This window comes from Kamptonema sp. UHCC 0994, assembly GCF_029167235.1.
GTDB lineage: Bacteria > Cyanobacteriota > Cyanobacteriia > Cyanobacteriales > Microcoleaceae > Kamptonema.
Window position 1 is genome coordinate 12,343 of sequence record NZ_JARFTR010000159.1, and the last position, 15,598, is coordinate 27,940.

The 15,598-nt window shown below is 42.7% G+C and carries 16 protein-coding genes; 8 read left to right on the forward strand and 8 right to left on the reverse strand.

The genetic code is table 11. The features are described 5' to 3' along the window. Positions 1-167 precede the first annotated feature (167 nt). Positions 168-380 carry a DUF2892 domain-containing protein gene (locus PY364_RS15045; RefSeq protein ID WP_275523693.1) on the forward strand — a complete coding sequence of 71 codons (213 nt, stop codon included), beginning with the start codon at positions 168-170 and terminating at the stop codon, positions 378-380. A gap of 35 nt (positions 381-415) precedes the next feature. Then, entirely contained in the window at positions 416-949 is a 534-nt protein-coding gene (locus tag PY364_RS15050) for a cytochrome b6-f complex iron-sulfur subunit (protein ID WP_275523694.1), read from the forward strand. A 167-nt stretch (positions 950-1,116) separates the two neighbouring features. On the opposite strand, the gene PY364_RS15055 is transcribed toward PY364_RS15050, so the two are convergent. Further along, complete coding sequence (locus PY364_RS15055) at positions 1,117-2,160, reverse strand: hypothetical protein (protein ID WP_275523696.1); 1,044 nt, start codon at positions 2,158-2,160, stop codon at positions 1,117-1,119. Next, on the reverse strand, positions 2,153-3,316 hold the full coding sequence (hetZ, locus tag PY364_RS15060) for a heterocyst differentiation protein HetZ (protein WP_275523698.1): 1,164 nt from the start codon (positions 3,314-3,316) through the stop codon (positions 2,153-2,155). Before hetZ ends, PY364_RS15055 begins: the two co-directional genes overlap by 8 nt. Positions 3,317-3,480: 164 nt before the next feature. Between hetZ and PY364_RS15065 the strand changes: the two genes are divergently transcribed. The 4 genes from PY364_RS15065 (at position 3,481) to PY364_RS15080 (ending at position 6,916) form a co-directional block, all read left to right on the forward strand. Further along, the gene (locus PY364_RS15065) at positions 3,481-3,975 is read left to right on the forward strand and encodes a hypothetical protein (RefSeq protein ID WP_275523700.1); all 495 of its coding nucleotides are present in this window, start codon (positions 3,481-3,483) and stop codon (positions 3,973-3,975) included. Positions 3,976-4,125: 150 nt separating this feature from the next. Then, positions 4,126-4,803 carry a response regulator transcription factor gene (locus PY364_RS15070; RefSeq protein WP_275523702.1) on the forward strand — a complete coding sequence of 226 codons (678 nt, stop codon included), beginning with the start codon at positions 4,126-4,128 and terminating at the stop codon, positions 4,801-4,803. Positions 4,804-4,845: 42 nt separating this feature from the next. Next, complete coding sequence (locus tag PY364_RS15075; protein ID WP_275523704.1) at positions 4,846-6,081, forward strand: ATP-binding protein; 1,236 nt, start codon at positions 4,846-4,848, stop codon at positions 6,079-6,081. A gap of 151 nt (positions 6,082-6,232) precedes the next feature. Continuing rightward, positions 6,233-6,916, forward strand: coding sequence for a phosphatase PAP2 family protein (locus PY364_RS15080; RefSeq protein ID WP_275523706.1), 684 nt, complete (start codon positions 6,233-6,235; stop codon positions 6,914-6,916). Between the two features lie 39 nt (positions 6,917-6,955). On the opposite strand, the gene PY364_RS15085 is transcribed toward PY364_RS15080, so the two are convergent. The 5 genes from PY364_RS15085 to PY364_RS15105 all read right to left on the reverse strand — a co-directional run bounded on the left by PY364_RS15085 (position 6,956) and on the right by PY364_RS15105 (position 11,297). Further along, entirely contained in the window at positions 6,956-7,711 is a 756-nt protein-coding gene (locus PY364_RS15085; RefSeq protein ID WP_275523708.1) for a hypothetical protein, read from the reverse strand. A 75-nt stretch (positions 7,712-7,786) separates the two neighbouring features. Further along, positions 7,787-8,554, reverse strand: coding sequence for a hypothetical protein (locus tag PY364_RS15090; RefSeq protein ID WP_275523710.1), 768 nt, complete (start codon positions 8,552-8,554; stop codon positions 7,787-7,789). Positions 8,555-9,090: 536 nt separating this feature from the next. Next, the gene (locus PY364_RS15095) at positions 9,091-9,609 is read right to left on the reverse strand and encodes a Ycf51 family protein (RefSeq protein WP_275523725.1); all 519 of its coding nucleotides are present in this window, start codon (positions 9,607-9,609) and stop codon (positions 9,091-9,093) included. 51 nt (positions 9,610-9,660) lie between these two features. Continuing rightward, entirely contained in the window at positions 9,661-10,719 is a 1,059-nt protein-coding gene (locus tag PY364_RS15100) for an adenylate/guanylate cyclase domain-containing protein (RefSeq protein ID WP_275523712.1), read from the reverse strand. Positions 10,720-11,105: 386 nt separating this feature from the next. Then, the gene (locus PY364_RS15105; RefSeq protein ID WP_275523714.1) at positions 11,106-11,297 is read right to left on the reverse strand and encodes a hypothetical protein; all 192 of its coding nucleotides are present in this window, start codon (positions 11,295-11,297) and stop codon (positions 11,106-11,108) included. Positions 11,298-11,567: 270 nt separating this feature from the next. Between PY364_RS15105 and PY364_RS15110 the strand changes: the two genes are divergently transcribed. After that, entirely contained in the window at positions 11,568-12,458 is an 891-nt protein-coding gene (locus tag PY364_RS15110) for an ABC transporter permease (protein ID WP_275523716.1), read from the forward strand. Positions 12,459-12,548: 90 nt separating this feature from the next. On the opposite strand, the gene PY364_RS15115 is transcribed toward PY364_RS15110, so the two are convergent. Continuing rightward, positions 12,549-13,016, reverse strand: coding sequence for a DM13 domain-containing protein (locus PY364_RS15115; protein ID WP_275523719.1), 468 nt, complete (start codon positions 13,014-13,016; stop codon positions 12,549-12,551). Positions 13,017-13,272: 256 nt separating this feature from the next. Between PY364_RS15115 and PY364_RS15120 the strand changes: the two genes are divergently transcribed. Next, positions 13,273-15,555: a glycosyltransferase gene (locus PY364_RS15120; protein ID WP_275523721.1), complete on the forward strand. Its 2,283-nt coding sequence runs from the start codon at positions 13,273-13,275 to the stop codon at positions 15,553-15,555. Positions 15,556-15,598: the final 43 nt, after the last annotated feature.

The window sequence follows — 15,598 nt, forward strand, 5'->3', positions numbered from 1 at the left end:
TTTATGATTAATTGGTTATATATCTAAAGGTATACTTAACTGATTGACTATAAAACAATTAATTAGTTATAATCAAGAAAGCTACAAGAAAAGGTTGCAATACCTTAAAAGCTGCTGATTACTGCACCAAGGTTTTTGCAATCCGTTCAATATTGGAGATTACAGCTATGAAAACGAATGTGGGTTCCCTCGATCGCCTGATCCGCCTGTTGTTGGCTTCGGTGTTATTTTATCTAGGACTATTCCTTTACAGCGGTACAGGATTGGGGATTGGTCTAGTCGTTGCAGGTGGCGTATTGCTGGTAACGGCTCTGGTCGGTTTTTGCGGTCTTTATAGCCTTCTGGGAATTCGTACCAGCCAGACAAAAGAGCAACTTTAGAAAAATTCATTCATTAACTCTTAAGGAGTGCGATCGTGGACAATAGTCTTCCTCTCGAAAGTCCATCTCTATCGCGGCGGCAACTACTCAATTTCATCACGGGAGCCGCCGTCGCCGCTACCGCAGGTGCCGCCCTCTATCCTGCTGGCAAATTTTTCATTCCGCCAGCAGAAACGGGAGCGGGGGGAGCCATTCTTGCTAAAGATGTTTTAGGAAATCTAATTCCAGCCTCACAAATCCTCGCAGAACCGCCGGGAACCCGTGCCCTAGTTGCGGGTCTGGCAGGAGAACCCACCTACTTGATTGTCAAAGAAGATGGCACCCTAGACAGCATAGGGATTGTTGATAACTGCACTCACCTCGGTTGCACCTTTCCCTGGAACCCAATGGATCAACAGTTTCAATGTCCCTGTCATGGTTCCCGCTATGCTCCTGATGGGACGGTGGTGCGTGGCCCGGCTCCTCTACCGCTGAAGATTGTCCAGGTTGTGGCGATCGATAACAGCATTTTGATCTCACCTTGGACGGAAAACGATCCCCGCACTGGAGAAAAGCCTTGGTGGCTCTAACAATTCCCAATTATCAATCAATCTCTCAAACTCAACCTATCAAGAATCATATAAGACAATAAGACGCAAAGATAATGGGGAGGAGAATTTGGTAATTATCCATTACCAATTACCAATTACCCATTACCAATTACCCATTACTCATCATCAAGCCAATATATCCAGACTTAATTATTAACCCCCAAAGTCGGATAAACAGCAAACTTCAGAGGTTTATGTTCTTGATTTTGAAACCTAACTGTTAACGGGTAAGTCTTATTAGCTTGAAGCTCAAACAATTCCACACTCAAATAACCAGAATTAGGCCGATGGGCTGCTGCTAATGCTTCCCCTGCTTTGAGTTCCACACTTCCCCCAGCAGGTAATTGGCACTCAACTCTAATAGAAGCCTTACTTTGCCTCTCCACAGATTGATATTCAGCAACAAGAGTCAACAAACCTGCACCAGTCAGCCATTGCCGTTCAATTGGCGGCTGATTTAGCGGACAAGTTAAAGTTAGAGAACCCATAATTTCCCGCGCTGCTAATAGCGATAACACCATTTGCTGTTCTGGCGTAGCCTCTTCATAGCGAGGGAGTTGATCGACATCAGAAAAACAGCGCACAGAACCTAATAAAACTAAGCGCGTTAAATCATTAAGGGTGTCATACTGTTGGGGAAACAGAGCTTTTTCTACAGCCTGCACCATTTTTGCCCCTTCTCGCAATCCCGATAATACAATCTCCTGACAAGGTTCTAACAATTGAGCAAAAACCTTCTCTGTTAGCGGAATTGGAAATTTCCCCCACTTGAGATTTTGCAATTGGGCACTCCACAAGTGCAAGGGGGGAACCCATTCATCGGCAGCACCGTCTGGATAATCATATTCGTAGTCTTTAACTTGTGTTTCCCAAGGGAACAGCGGCGGATTGCGTAGGATTTCGGCTTTCAGCCGCTCTTTCAATAATGTTTGAAAACGGTCTTGCACGGTCGGTATTTCTCCCAATTTAAGTGCTTGGCTTTCTGGATAGAGAAAGTCAATCTCTTCATCATCAAGTGGGTCTGGTTCATCCCACTCTAAATATTCCACCCTATTAATATCTTCTAAATCAGTCGGCAGGTTGAGGTTTTCCTCTTCCTCTGAAGAAGCGCTTGCCTTTGGCTTTTCTAGTAGCCAGTTGAGAAACTGACCCTCGAAAGCGTCTTCATTCTTATTCGTTCTGTTATTCATCAGTAGATGCCCCTTCTCCGGAACCTGAACGATTGCGTATTTCCCAGGCAAGCTCTAGTAATTTAAACCATCGCTTCTGTACCTGGGCCGCCGTGCTACCGAGGGTTTGCGCGATCGCAGAATCTGACATACCCTGTTGCTTTAACCTTAGCAAACTCTCTTGCTCTGAGCCAATTTGTAACAGAAAACTATCCCATTGCTGCGGTGTTAAGCCCAAATTCTTTTCTAAGTCAGATTCTAACCATTGGTGGACTAACTCCCATCTATGGGAGAGAGCAAATCTGAGCAAGTGATATTTAAACCGTTGCTGTAAATAGTCTCTCTGACGCGGAGTTAAACCTAAGATTGCTTCAATTTCGTTAGTGGGCAAATCTTGCAAGCGCAGGGCGAAGTAGTCAGCGCAGTCTTTTTGGTTGCGCTCTTCCAGATAGGTCATCAATTCTTCAATTACAGCCTGCCGTAGGGAGTCTGACTCATCAGTTGAGTTGCCGCCTACCATCGCTTCCCGCACCCGCGTTACTGTTGCGTCGTTCCAGGTAGAGTCGGATTCTTGACCTGCGCCGTCAGCGGCCTGCTCCATATCTACGGAGGTTTCGTGGGGTTGCTGTTGGGAAAAGGTTTGCGATCGCAGTACGATCAGTTGTTGACTCCTACCGCGCGATAAAGGAATCCGTCGCTTGCCAAACCTTTCCGCGAAAGCCATATATTCTGCCAACTCTAACCTAGTTCGAGGACTATAAGTCGCTGGCAGTTGGGCCTCTCGCCGGAAAGCGTTCAAAGCTTCCAGGTAAAATCCCTGCAAAAAGTCTTTAATTAACTCCAGCCGCGCTTGATAGCTCGACTGCACCTGTGGAGGAGTAATGTAGCGGTAGACGATCGCACTTAAGGTACTGTGCAATTCTACCCGCCCAGGGCCAGAACCTAACTGATAATACTGGAGACACTGCTGTAAGCGGTGCTGAGCAAGAGTTATTGCCCAATGCTCCACCTCGCCGGAAGCTTGAATTCGCTTGCTTTCCGTGCAAATTCGAGTAACTTCTGCTGTTAAACGCTCTGCTACTTCCCGGCAATTCTGCTCAGAAGCACGAGTGGACTTTTGGAGTTCGTCCAACAGCAGTTGAAAGATTTTTTCCACGCTCTGGCAGATTTCCCGCATGATTGTTGATAGCTAATATTGACCCTAGCACATCCGTGCTATTTTAGATTTTGGAATTTAGATTAGAGGATAATGGTAGGTATTGCAGATTTTGATACGAACTCGCACTGCTCTGTAAGCCCTCTGTAAGCCCAAATTCCCAATCCCAAATCTAAAATCGACTGATGGATTTAGACCAACAAATTCAAACACTGATTAACGAAGCCAGCCCTGATGGTACTACACCTCAGATTGTAGAAGCGATCGCGCCCGCTCTGAAATTGCTAGCTCAAGAGTTGCGCCATCTCCAATATTACATTCTGCAAACCCTTGATGGCAGTTGGGCCGTGACTACTTTAAGCAATCGTACCCAACCTACTTTGGAGAAACGGGTAATTTACGCTTTCCCTACTTCCAAGGATGCTTTAGCTTCCTTAACACCCTTAGATCCTCGGATTCGGGCAATATTTATGCCCGTAACCCATATTTTATTTCAGATGCTAGCTTTAGAGACTATTGACAGCATTGTATTCTTTGAAACTTCGGGTCATCTGGAAGCGGGAACTGAGGTAACGCGATCCCAGGTACAAAATTTAATTGGTGCATACTTGCAACAATATCAGCATCAGCAGTCAGCCCCTAAATCTAAGTTTAGCAATCTTCCCCCTGATATTGCTTGAATTGGTAATTGGTAATTGGTAATTGGTAATTGGTAATTGGTAATTGGTAATTGCTAATTGCTAATTGCTAATTGGTAATTGCTAATTGCTAATTGCTAATTGCTAATTGCTTAGAGGAAGGATTGACATTTACCCTTGTGGCAAAAACCTATGAGAATTTTGCTAGTTGAAGACGACAATCGCATAGCCAAACCTCTAGCAGAAGATTTAAGGCATCAAAATCATGCCGTCGATATAGCGAGTGACGGCATCGAAGGCTGGGATTACATCCAATCAGTTAATTATGACCTAATTTTGTTAGATTTAATGCTGCCCAAATTAGATGGGATTGCGCTGTGCAAGCGTCTGCGTGCAGCTAATTCCAACGCTCTGATCTTGATGCTAACAGCGCGGGATACAACATCAGATAAAGTTGTAGGACTTGATGCGGGGGCTGATGATTATTTAGTTAAGCCCTTTGAATTAGAAGAATTAGCAGCAAGAATCAGAGCTTTATCTCGCAGATTTCCTGAAACCAAGCCGCTGATTTTAAGCCACGGCGATTTGCAACTCAATCCCAGTAGCTGCACCGTCACCTATGACAATCAACCTTTATATTTAACACCCAAGGAATATATGATATTAGAATGTTTTTTGAGAACTCCCGCTCAAGTTTTGACCCGTGCAGCAATTTTAGATAAACTGTGGGATTTCGATCGCTCCTCTGGAGAAGGCACTGTCAAGACTCATATTACAAATTTGCGGAGCAAGCTAAAAGCAGCCGGAAGTTCAGAAAACTTCATCGAAACAGTTTATGGAATTGGCTATCGTCTCAGCGGCATCAACTAAAAATCCTAAAAATTCTACCTACTGTTGCAGATTGGTCAAATTATGTTTACCAAAACTCGTTGGCGTTTGCTGTTATCTTATCTGATAGTATTTACCTCAATCTTAGTCATTTTTGCCGCTGGGGTTCGATTTTTGTTCGCCCGCAGTCTCACCCAACAGCTAACAGAACGACTAACTGCTTTAGGACAAGGAGCTGCTACTAATGCAGAATTTGAAAATGGAAGCATCAAGGTTGAAAGTGACTTTATTGTACAACCATTTCTTCATAAAAATCAAGGTTTGCAGTGGTTTGATATAAACGGAAATTCGATTTTAAAGCAAGGAAATATTGTGCTAAACTTGCCTTTATCGACGAAGAAAAGTCTGCTAAAAATTGAAATAGGAAAAACTAGAATTCAAGCGGTTATCTTACCAGTTCTAGGGGGCAGCGAGCGTAAGCTGATTGGATATTTAAGGATCTGTCAATCTTTAGAAGAACTAGACGAAACTTTAACTAAATTAGATTTGGTACTGGGGAGTAGTATTATTTTAGCTTTAATTTTTAGTGCGTTTAGTGGCGTAATCTTAACTCGGCTTGCCGTGCAGCCAATAGAAGAGAGTTTTCAACGGTTAAAACAGTTTACGGCTGATGCTTCCCACGAACTCCGCAGTCCTTTAATGGCGATTAAAAGTAATGCAGCAGTAGCATTAAAATATCCCGAAGAAATCAGAAAATCTGATATAGAAAAGTTCCAAGCTATTGTTAGTGCTGCCAATCAAATGACGCACCTAACAGAAGATTTATTGCTGTTAGCTAGGAGCGAAAAAAAATGCAATTACCACAAAGATCGTGTCAATTTAACTACAATTTTGGCAAACTTATTATCGCTATATCAGCCTGAAGCCAGTGCTAAAGAAATTGATTTAAAATATGAAACTGGCGAAGATATGTACTTACTAGGAAATGTGGCACAACTGAGACGGCTGTTCGCCAATTTGATTGAAAACGCACTTAACTACACGCTGTCAGGAGGAAGAATTGAAGTTACAGCCAACTTAGTACGTTCCTATCTAATTATTAGCGTGCAAGATACTGGTGCGGGAATAGCACCAGAGCATATTAAACTCGTTTTTGAACGATTTTGGCGGGCGGATGAATCTCGTTCCTATTGGAAAGGAGGTTCAGGTTTGGGATTAGCCATTGCCAAAACCATTGCCCAAAGTCACGGCGGCTCAATTAGCCTCACCAGTCAGGTAGGAGTTGGCAGTTGCTTCACAGTACGATTGCCATCTGTTTAAAATATTTGATAATTAGCAGTATTAATTTGCTAATTTTTAACAGCTTTTAAATTAAAGTAATCATATTTTGATTGTTTACAAAATTCGCAAATCATTGACAAATTATTTTATAAAGTGTACATTATTTTAAGTTGTCTGAGCTTTCTCAATTATGTTACGCAAGTCTTACCAGTTTTGGTTGCAGCATATCAACCCTCGTATAACCACTTTAATCGTGACAATTGGTGTAGTTGGACTTGCCAGTTGTCTATCGATTAGTTTTATTTTAGCGTGGCTATTTGAAGAAGTATTGGAAAAAGAAGCTTTTGGCTTTGATACCGCTTGGCTGTACTGGCTGCACGGATATACGAATCCGAGTCTAGATGCTGTGATGTTGACAATTACTCAGCTTGGCAATCCCAGTGTAGTAGTAATTATTGTGACAGTTACACTGGGAATGCTTTGGTTGCAGAATCACCGTTCAGAAGCTAAAATTTTTGCCATTGCTTGTTTGGGAGCGGTGATTCTCAATAGCGGAATGAAGTTATTTTTTGCTAAACCTCGTCCCCATCTTTTTCCAAGTTTAATTTCTGAAACATCCTTTAGTTTCCCTAGCGGTCATGCTTTAGGATCTTTGGTAATGTATGGGTTTCTAGCTTACTTACTTTCTAGTCACTTTCCCAAGTTTTCACAATTTATCTATGCTCTAGCTGTTGTTGCAATCGCTGCTATTGGTCTAAGTCGGATATATATAGGAGTACACTGGCCGACAGATATAATTGCTGGCTACGGAGTCGGTTATATTTGGCTGATACTCTGCATCACAATGCTGAAGTTGCAAACCCGACAAGTCTAGTATTATTTTCCTAAATTCATCTTCTAATTTGATTCTAGATCATTCATTGTTATACGACTCAGGTGCGATTAGTCTTCTGTGCTTTAGAGTTGTGAACAGGATACAGACTCCGAGTATTGACAAAAGGACTATAGATGAGCCGACAGTACCAAAATTTAGACCACCTTTTTCGTGTGATTTTGTAAGCACATCCCCCAGTGTTGCACCAAATGGTCTGGTTAGGATAAACGCAATCCAAAACAACAAGACTCCAGAAATTTGGGTAAAATAATGCGCGGCTAATACTAGGCCAAGCAAACTAGAAATTAGCAACGCTCCTCCTGCAAATCCAAGTCCAGAAGTATCGGCTAGGAAATCGCCCAAGGCAGTACCCAAAGTATTGGAAAATAAAATTGCAGTCCAATAAAGCAACTCAACTTTAGGCGTTTTGATGTTATTAACAGATAGAGAGCCAACGCTGAATCGCCAAAACGCCAAAGTAACTAAGAGAATGGTAATTAAAATCGTAGACCCTGTAGTGTAGCCAAGCTTTAAAGTACGATCGATGTAATCGGACATCGTTGTACCAGCCGTGCTGGTTGAAAGAATGACAGTCCAATAAAGCAATGGGTTATAGTTTTTCGATATCAATTGAGTCACAAGAGTCGTTAAGAACACTCCAATTAATATCATGGAACTAACTGCATAGCCCACATTTAACGTCATTGATAAAAGGTCTCCTGCCGTTTCTCCCAGAGTGGTTGCACATATCTTCATTATCCAGAAAAATGCAGTGATTTGTGGAAGTTTACTCATTGTTGCTATTGGGTTATCCTACTTTGGCTATTTCACTTTATAGGATAAATGTCAAGAACTCGGAAATATCGCTAATCAATCTTGTTGGTCAATCGGCAGTGGGGCTAGTTTCTTCTGCTTAAGGCTTAAGTAAATAACCAGGCTCACAATTATAGAAAGAAAAAGCATACTGGTGCCGACCGTACCTAAACCAAAGCCACCATTTGTAGGAGGTTGTGACAATAAATCGCCAGTAGATGCTCCCAGGGGACGAGTCAAGATGTAGGCTATCCAAAATGCCAAGACTGCATTCATTCTGAAGTAATAATAACCAACGGCTATGATCGCAATTAAAACGCCAAATACTACTGCTGATTGTGCATAACCCAGCTTCAAAGCTTCTGCTAGGAAGTCTCCTGTTGCCGTGCCCAAGGCAAACGTAAATAAGATAGCTGCCCAATAGAATAGCTCTCTTTTAGCTGTGTTGATAGAGTGCATAGCTAATGTCTTTTCGTTTGAATACCACAGCCCAAAAACTGCCGACAAGACAACACTAAAAACTATAATAGTTGTCATCAAACTAACTCCAAGTTCCTCTACCAATCTATCAGTAATTAGTGTGCCGGTGATACTCATCAAAACGACTACTATCCAGTAACTGACTGGGATATACCGTTTAAGCCTAAACTGATTCAAAAGCGCAATCAGTAATACGCCGCTCATAACATAGGATGTAACGCTTAAACCAAGGTTCAGGTTTACTGACAGATAATCAGCCGCAGTTTCACCTACTGTCGTTGCCAGAACCTTAATAATCCAGAAGGAACCTGTAACCTCTGGAACCCTGTTTAAAATCTTCTTCATGATATTTATCCTTGAGTGTTCCAGATTTGGGATATTTCCCTAATTAAGGGCGGGAACTTACAGGCCCCGCCCTACTCTTGAAACTGCTTTAATTTAGGCTTGTAGTTTCACTGTAGATAACAAAAATCAAGAACTTAGCAAGATTCATTTGAGATGGAAAGTTTTCAGGTAATTTCTCGCTGATGAAGCGATCGCAGAGTAAGTCGTTACCTACTCTAGCATCGAGAGGATCGGTCCATATTATGCCGTCTAAATGATTACTGAATGGCGGAACGACATCTTGCATCGCCAAATCCTTTCTATCTAGGTTTCCGATTTCACTCTAGATGATAAATGTCAAGAACTTGGAAAGATTAAGCAAAACCTAAAAAATTTAGAAGTTATGCAAAAACAATACCCGTAGCAACCGCAGTGGCATTGTTGTCAACAATTTCATTCAAGAAGGACTATTATATGAAGATTAATATTAAATTGGTATTAACGGTTAACAGTTAACCGTTAACCATTAACCATTAACCGTTAACCATTACTCAAATTTAAGCTTGAGAAGCCTTCAAACGGGCAATACTATCGGGGAAAATATCGATCGCCATTTTCTCATCTTCCCGCGAACTAAGCGATCGCCTCACTTCACCCAAATACAGCGGTACCGAAACCCCGGATTTTGGATGCAATATTGTGCGAACTCGGACGATCATCTGGTCTTTTCCCCGTCCTCCACGACCGAAAGAATATAAATCCCCCGCCGCTTGTCGCATGGTAGCTTCTAACTCAGATTCTCCTATGGTTGGTGAGACAGCAATCACCGTTTGCGCTCCCCCAGTATCGTAAACTAAAGTGTAGCGAACCGCTCCAGGAATTTCTGCGCGGGTATAGAGTCCTAAACTGAGGGCAAATACACCAACGGTAAGAACGCCCATAAAGCTGGTAATTCCTACTAAACGAAATCTAAAACCCCATTTCAAAATAAAAGCTAGGACTGTAATAACAGCAACAACTGCTGTAATAATACCCATCCACTGGGAATAAGTTAGAAGCTGAGAATTTGGTGTCATTTTGTAATTGGTAATTGGTAGTTGATAATTGGTAATTGGTAATTTTACCAATTAATTTTTTCTGCCAGTTAGTAGATAAGCGATCATATCTCCTTTTCCTTTAACAGGGATCGCGCCGCGCTCCTCAAATATATACTTATCGCACAATCGTTCATAGGTAGCAACCGTTACTTGAATTGCACCGGGGAGACCGTGAGATTCCATGCGGTTGGCAGTATTTACAGTATCACCCCACAGATCGTATGTGAACTTTTTAGTGCCAATTACTCCTGCTTCCACTGGCCCGGTGTTAATGCCGATGCGGATACTGAGTGGCTGACCGGCTTGAGTGGGCATCTGAGCGATTTTTGCCTGCATATCGAGGGCCATTTCTGCGATCGCCTCGGCATGATTTGTTTGAGGCGTTGGCAAACCGCCTACTACCATATAAGCGTCACCAATAGTCTTAATTTTTTCTAACCCGTAGAACTCGGCTAATTGGTCAAAAGCTGAAAAAATTTCATTTAGCAACTCTACTAATTCTGCTGGGGACAAATGGGCTGAAAGCTTTGTAAACCCGACCAAATCAGCAAACATCACGGTTACGTCAGCGAAACTGTCAGCAATTGTGCTTTCTCCCCGCTTCAAACGCTCTGCGATCGCGTAGGGCAAAATATTCAGTAGTAACCGCTCGGATTTTTCCTGTTCGTCAGCCAACTTCTGCAAATAAGCCTGTTCCTGATCTCGGAGTCGCTTTTTCTCCAAACAAGCACTGATCCGAGCTTTCAGCAACACGGGATTAAAAGGCTTAGAGAGATAATCCTCCGCCCCCAACTCTATGCAGCGCACGATGCTGTCGATATCGTCTACCGCCGAAATCATAATTACGGGGATGTAGCGCAACTTATCATCAGCCTTCAAGTGTTCGAGCACTTGATAGCCGTTCATTTGGGGCATCATAATATCGAGAAGCACCAAATCAAAAGGATGCGATCGCATCATCTCCAGAGCGAGGATGCCATCTTCCGCTACCTTGACTGTATGACCTTGCCGTTGGAGGCGGCGAGCGAGCAAGTCACGGTTAACTTCATTGTCATCAACAACCAGTACATTACCCTCTTCAGGTTTCATCTCTCTTTCTCCCTGGAAAGTTCCGCCTAATCAGCTTAGCGGTGAGAGGAAAGGGAGGGCATGGCTGATGCAGCATAGCTATAATCATCCTTTTTGTGAATAGCCTTATAATATTTATACGATAATAGAACTTTTTACAGGGCTCCTCAACTGTGGATGCTTTGTCATAGCAAGCCTCTTACCGTTATAATCTATCATGACTTAAGTCACATCGTCCGACGCAGATTGATATTGGCTATCTCTAAATTCTTGTGGGTTAGTTCTCCTGTGGTATGGGTTGTTTGGGCGATCGCATTTAATTGGGTACAAAATTTTTTTTGATAAGGCTCGCTTCGCTTCACTGGACTTGACTATCGATTTTAGACAACGAATTATTTACAGAATACCTAAAATCCCAATCTTACCCAACCTCTGCGGATAGCGTGGAGCAATCTGTTTACTAACTGCTGAGCTTCTTCATCAAAGGATGAGCTGACGATCGCCTCTTTTAACATTCTGCGATCGCTTTGGGTCAAAATGCCGTTGCAGCTAGCGTTGGCGAGGATGGCATTGAGAGTATAGGTGGCATTGGTAGACATAGGAAGTATTTTAAACTCGACCCTTTAATCATCAGTGGAAACCCTGAGACTTGATGTGAGAGCTGTCGTCTAGGGGCGTGATAATTTTAAGGTGAGGGTGCGATCTGTATTTGTAAGAGATGGTGATCCCTATCACTAGAATCCCAAAGACTTGAGATTTTACTGTAAGAAAAAGGTATTGACCCCCAACAGTTGTAAAGGCGATCGCACCACCAACACCTCCAGACTTGCTACTCTAGTAATTATTAGACAAAATCAACCCAAGCAATTATGAGCAGTACAGTCACATCCCCCAAACCTAATCTCAACCAACCACCACTCTCAACAGCATCCGCCGACACTTCTACATCGCTTCTGGGCGACTTCATTCAAGAAACACTAGCCTTAACCCGCCGACTCTTCATCCAGTTACAGCGGCGGCCATCAACTCTAATTGCAGGCATTATTCAGCCCTTGATGTGGTTAGTATTGTTCGGGGCGCTATTTCAAAATGCACCCGCCGGCTTATTTGGCGAAAGTCAAAATTATGGTCAATTTCTCGGCGCAGGCGTAATCGTTTTCACCGCCTTTGCAGGTGCTCTCAATGCTGGTTTACCAGTGATGTTTGACCGCGAATTTGGATTCCTAAATCGCTTATTAGTCGCCCCTCTAGCTTCCAGATATTCGATAGTTTTAGCCTCAGCGATCTTCATTGTTACCCTCAGTTTTATTCAAACCGGGGCAATTGTAGCAGCGGGTGCGTTATTGGGCGCGGGACTACCAGGAATATTAGGATTAATGGCGATCGCACTGATTATTTTTCTCTTAGTCTTAGGTGTAACAGGCATCAGTTTAGGCTTAACCTTCGCTTTACCTGGCCACATCGAACTCATCGCCGTAATCTTTGTCACTAACTTGCCTTTGTTATTTGCCAGTACAGCCCTTGCCCCCCTATCTTTCATGCCTCACTGGTTGCAAATTGTCGTCACTCTTAACCCTCTAAGTTACGCAATCGAACCCATTCGCTATTTATATCTTCATAGCAATTGGTCTTTAGCTAGTGTTGTGATGCAAGCACCTTGGGGTGATGTTACTTTTGGCGGTTCACTGTTAGTATTGCTGGCTTTTGATGTTGTGGCGTTATTAGGAATTCAACCGCTATTGCGCCGTCGGTTTGCTTAATCACGACTCACTTACTCACTATGATTTGCAGAGACGCGATTCCTGGCATCTCTGCAATTTTTCAGGCTACTTCTATCTACAACTCGGTCATTATTTTGGGCCCATCATGCTACTGCCAGCTAAAGTGGCATAGCCAAAGGTAGCGTTAAATTTATGACACCAGATTGCCACAGACTTATAGTCAGCAAGCTTAACATTATCAGGAATTTGATAGCGTTGAGCGCCGCTAAACTGTCGCAATTTACCAAGACTTACATAATTTTCGCTTTTCAAGCCTGTCTGTGGTGGCGTAGTAGAACGATACAATATTACTTCCAAATCTGGCCCTTGGTCGCTAGTCTTAAATGCCCGATCTAATACTACATAGCGTTTCCCATTTTCGCTAATAATACTAACTTTTCCCTGGGTGGGTTTCTCCCCCGCCATAAAGTTTCCAGACGCGATCGCAGTTTGTTGCCCCATCATCTGAGCTTGACTAGCTGACTGATTCACCGCCGCAAGGGAACCGACAGTTAACAGTGAAGCGATACCAACAGCAACTAAATTTTTATAATTCATTGATTTGAAGACCTCAAAATTATTTCATTCATAGCACAAAGAGCTTTATTTGTCAATAACGCAGGAACGATCTGAAAACCAAGGGGTATCGGGTGTATGACACTTGATACCTTTGTTGCGATCGCCCGCACCTAATTGTCTCAAAAAAATGTTAAATAATGTTAATAGGGTGTGGCAAAAAATGGGTTTAGATTTCCAAAGAAAAAACTGACAGCAAGTAAAACTAACTGTCCCCGACATATCAGGATTTGCATCTATGACAACTTCAGGATTTGGCCGCCAAGGTTTAAAGCACCGCATTTTTTTGCGAATCTTGCGTTTACCACTAGCAACCCTAGTAGTGCTCGCCGTTACTTCCTTTGCTACTGCCGTTGCAGCCGGGTGGTTTGCAGACATTGGAGCAATCAGCAACATTTTTGCACATATCAATGTTTGGCAGCAAAACCCTCCTGTGTGGTTACAAGTGCCAACTGTCACACCTAAGTATCTGCTCATACCGACTGTAACATTAGTGCTGATTGCTTTGGCTACGATCCGTATTTCTCCTGAACCAAAGATGTGGTCGCGGGTGATAGTAGTCGCAATTATGCTGGCCTTAACTATTCGCTATGTTCTGTGGAGATCGCTTTCCACTTTGAATTTAGATGACCCTCTAAACGGCATCTTTAGTCTAGGGCTATTTTTCCTAGAAATGTTGATGATTGCCAGCAGTAGTATCCAGCTATATTTAATGCTGAGAATGACAGACCGCCGCCAGGAAGCTAATCTTATGGCTGATGCTGTCGAAAGTGGAAACTTCACTCCTTGGGTAGATGTTTTAATCCCAACTTACAACGAACCCGCTTTTATTTTGCGACGCACAATCATCGGCTGTCAAGCCTTAGATTATGACAACAAAAAAATTTACCTGCTAGACGACACCAAGCGGCCTGAAATTAAGGCGTTGGCGACAGAATTGGGATGCGAGTACATGACAAGACCGAATAATCTTTACGCAAAAGCAGGCAATCTCAATTATGCCATAGCCAAAACTAAAGGCGATCTGATTACAATTTTCGATGCTGATTTCATTCCAACCACAAACTTTTTGATCAGAACAGTAGGATTTTTTCAAGATCAAAAAGTTGCCCTAGTTCAGACTCCACAAAGCTTTTATAATCCCGATCCAATTGCCAGAAATTTAGGCTTAGAAAATGTTCTTACCCCAGATGAAGAGGTATTTTATCGGCAAATTGAGTTGATTAAAGATGGTGCAGGAAGCGTTGTCTGTTCCGGCACATCTTTTGTCGTTAGGCGTAAATCCTTAGAAAAAACTGGCTGCTTCGTAACAGATTCGATCAGCGAAGATTACTTTACGGGAATTCGCTTATCAGCTAAAGGCTATCGCTTGATTTATTTAGATGAAAAATTAAGTGCTGGTTTAGCGGCTGAAAATATCGCAGCTCATCTAACTCAAAGGTTGCGCTGGGCACGCGGTAGTCTCCAAGCATTTTTCATTGACTCCAATCCTTTAACCATTAAAGGTCTTAACTTTGTACAAAGGCTAGCTCACCTGGAAGGATTATTAAATTGGTTTACCAGTCTGACGCGAGTTTTATTTCTAATGATGCCTTTAGCTTATTCATTTTTAGGCATCATTCCTTTTCGAGCTAATGGGGCAGAGTTGCTATACTTTTTACTGCCTTACACTCTAATACAAATTACCGCTTCTTCTTGGTTAAATCGACATTCTCGCTCTGCCTTACTGTCGGATGTTTACTCTTTTGTGTTATGTTTTCCCCTAGCATTAACAGTAATTCAAGTGATGCTAAATCCTTTCGATCGAGGGTTTAAAGTAACACCAAAGGGAATATCGAGCAATCGCTTTAATTTTAACTGGAATTTAGCCTGGCCATTCCTCATTCTATTTGTGGCTACAGCAGTGAGTTTGTGGCGAAATTTAAACCTTTGCTTGACTACCAGCCAAGGCGATGCTCTTTTAAAAGGTATCAGTTTGGGCTGGATTTGGAGTGTTTACAATTTAATCATGATTAGCGTGGCGCTGTTAATCTTGGTGGATGTTCCGAAACCAGATATTTATGATTGGTTCAAATTACAGCGAGTGGTGCGCCTGAAGATTGGCAACCAGAGTTTTTGGGGTATAACTACCTTGATTTCTGAAGTTGGTGCTGAAGTAGCTTTGACGCAGCAGTTAAATGAAACTGTTAGTGTTAAAGGTGGAGAAGTCGGTCAATATCTAACAGATTCTTCTTCAGTAGAGTTAGAATTTGTGGAGAATAAGTTAGAGTTAAAAGGACAGATTATTCGCAGTGGTATTAGTGGGGAGTTTCCTACTTTGCGAGTGGGTTTTGAGCAGGTTAGTGTGCCTCAACACCGTCGTCTGGTAGAAATGCTATTTTGCCGTCCCGGTCAGTGGAAACGCCATCAAACGCCCGGAGAATTACACTCACTTTTGCTGTTGTTTAAGATTTTACTGAGGCCGCGAGCTGTGTTCGATCGGAATAGGGAAGCGAGTGCGATCGCAATATCTCAAGTCTAATTAGTAGTCGTAACGCCGCCCTCTGGGCGGTAAAATAACCGCC

What these genes read in the sequence shown, in the direction of transcription:
- PY364_RS15100 (WP_275523712.1), bottom strand. Translation starts at nt 10,719, where the DNA reads ATGAAACCTGAAGAGGGTAATGTACTGGTTGTTGATGACAATGAAGTT.
- PY364_RS15085 (WP_275523708.1), bottom strand. Translation starts at nt 7,711, where the DNA reads ATGAGTAAACTTCCACAAATCACTGCATTTTTCTGGATAATGAAGATA.
- PY364_RS15080 (WP_275523706.1), top strand. Translation starts at nt 6,233, where the DNA reads ATGTTACGCAAGTCTTACCAGTTTTGGTTGCAGCATATCAACCCTCGT.
- PY364_RS15090 (WP_275523710.1), bottom strand. Translation starts at nt 8,554, where the DNA reads ATGAAGAAGATTTTAAACAGGGTTCCAGAGGTTACAGGTTCCTTCTGG.
- PY364_RS15120 (WP_275523721.1), top strand. Translation starts at nt 13,273, where the DNA reads ATGACAACTTCAGGATTTGGCCGCCAAGGTTTAAAGCACCGCATTTTT.
- PY364_RS15115 (WP_275523719.1), bottom strand. Translation starts at nt 13,016, where the DNA reads ATGAATTATAAAAATTTAGTTGCTGTTGGTATCGCTTCACTGTTAACT.
- hetZ (WP_275523698.1), bottom strand. Translation starts at nt 3,316, where the DNA reads ATGCGGGAAATCTGCCAGAGCGTGGAAAAAATCTTTCAACTGCTGTTG.
- PY364_RS15045 (WP_275523693.1), top strand. Translation starts at nt 168, where the DNA reads ATGAAAACGAATGTGGGTTCCCTCGATCGCCTGATCCGCCTGTTGTTG.
- PY364_RS15070 (WP_275523702.1), top strand. Translation starts at nt 4,126, where the DNA reads ATGAGAATTTTGCTAGTTGAAGACGACAATCGCATAGCCAAACCTCTA.
- PY364_RS15075 (WP_275523704.1), top strand. Translation starts at nt 4,846, where the DNA reads ATGTTTACCAAAACTCGTTGGCGTTTGCTGTTATCTTATCTGATAGTA.
- PY364_RS15105 (WP_275523714.1), bottom strand. Translation starts at nt 11,297, where the DNA reads ATGTCTACCAATGCCACCTATACTCTCAATGCCATCCTCGCCAACGCT.
- PY364_RS15065 (WP_275523700.1), top strand. Translation starts at nt 3,481, where the DNA reads ATGGATTTAGACCAACAAATTCAAACACTGATTAACGAAGCCAGCCCT.
- PY364_RS15055 (WP_275523696.1), bottom strand. Translation starts at nt 2,160, where the DNA reads ATGAATAACAGAACGAATAAGAATGAAGACGCTTTCGAGGGTCAGTTT.
- PY364_RS15095 (WP_275523725.1), bottom strand. Translation starts at nt 9,609, where the DNA reads ATGACACCAAATTCTCAGCTTCTAACTTATTCCCAGTGGATGGGTATT.
- PY364_RS15110 (WP_275523716.1), top strand. Translation starts at nt 11,568, where the DNA reads ATGAGCAGTACAGTCACATCCCCCAAACCTAATCTCAACCAACCACCA.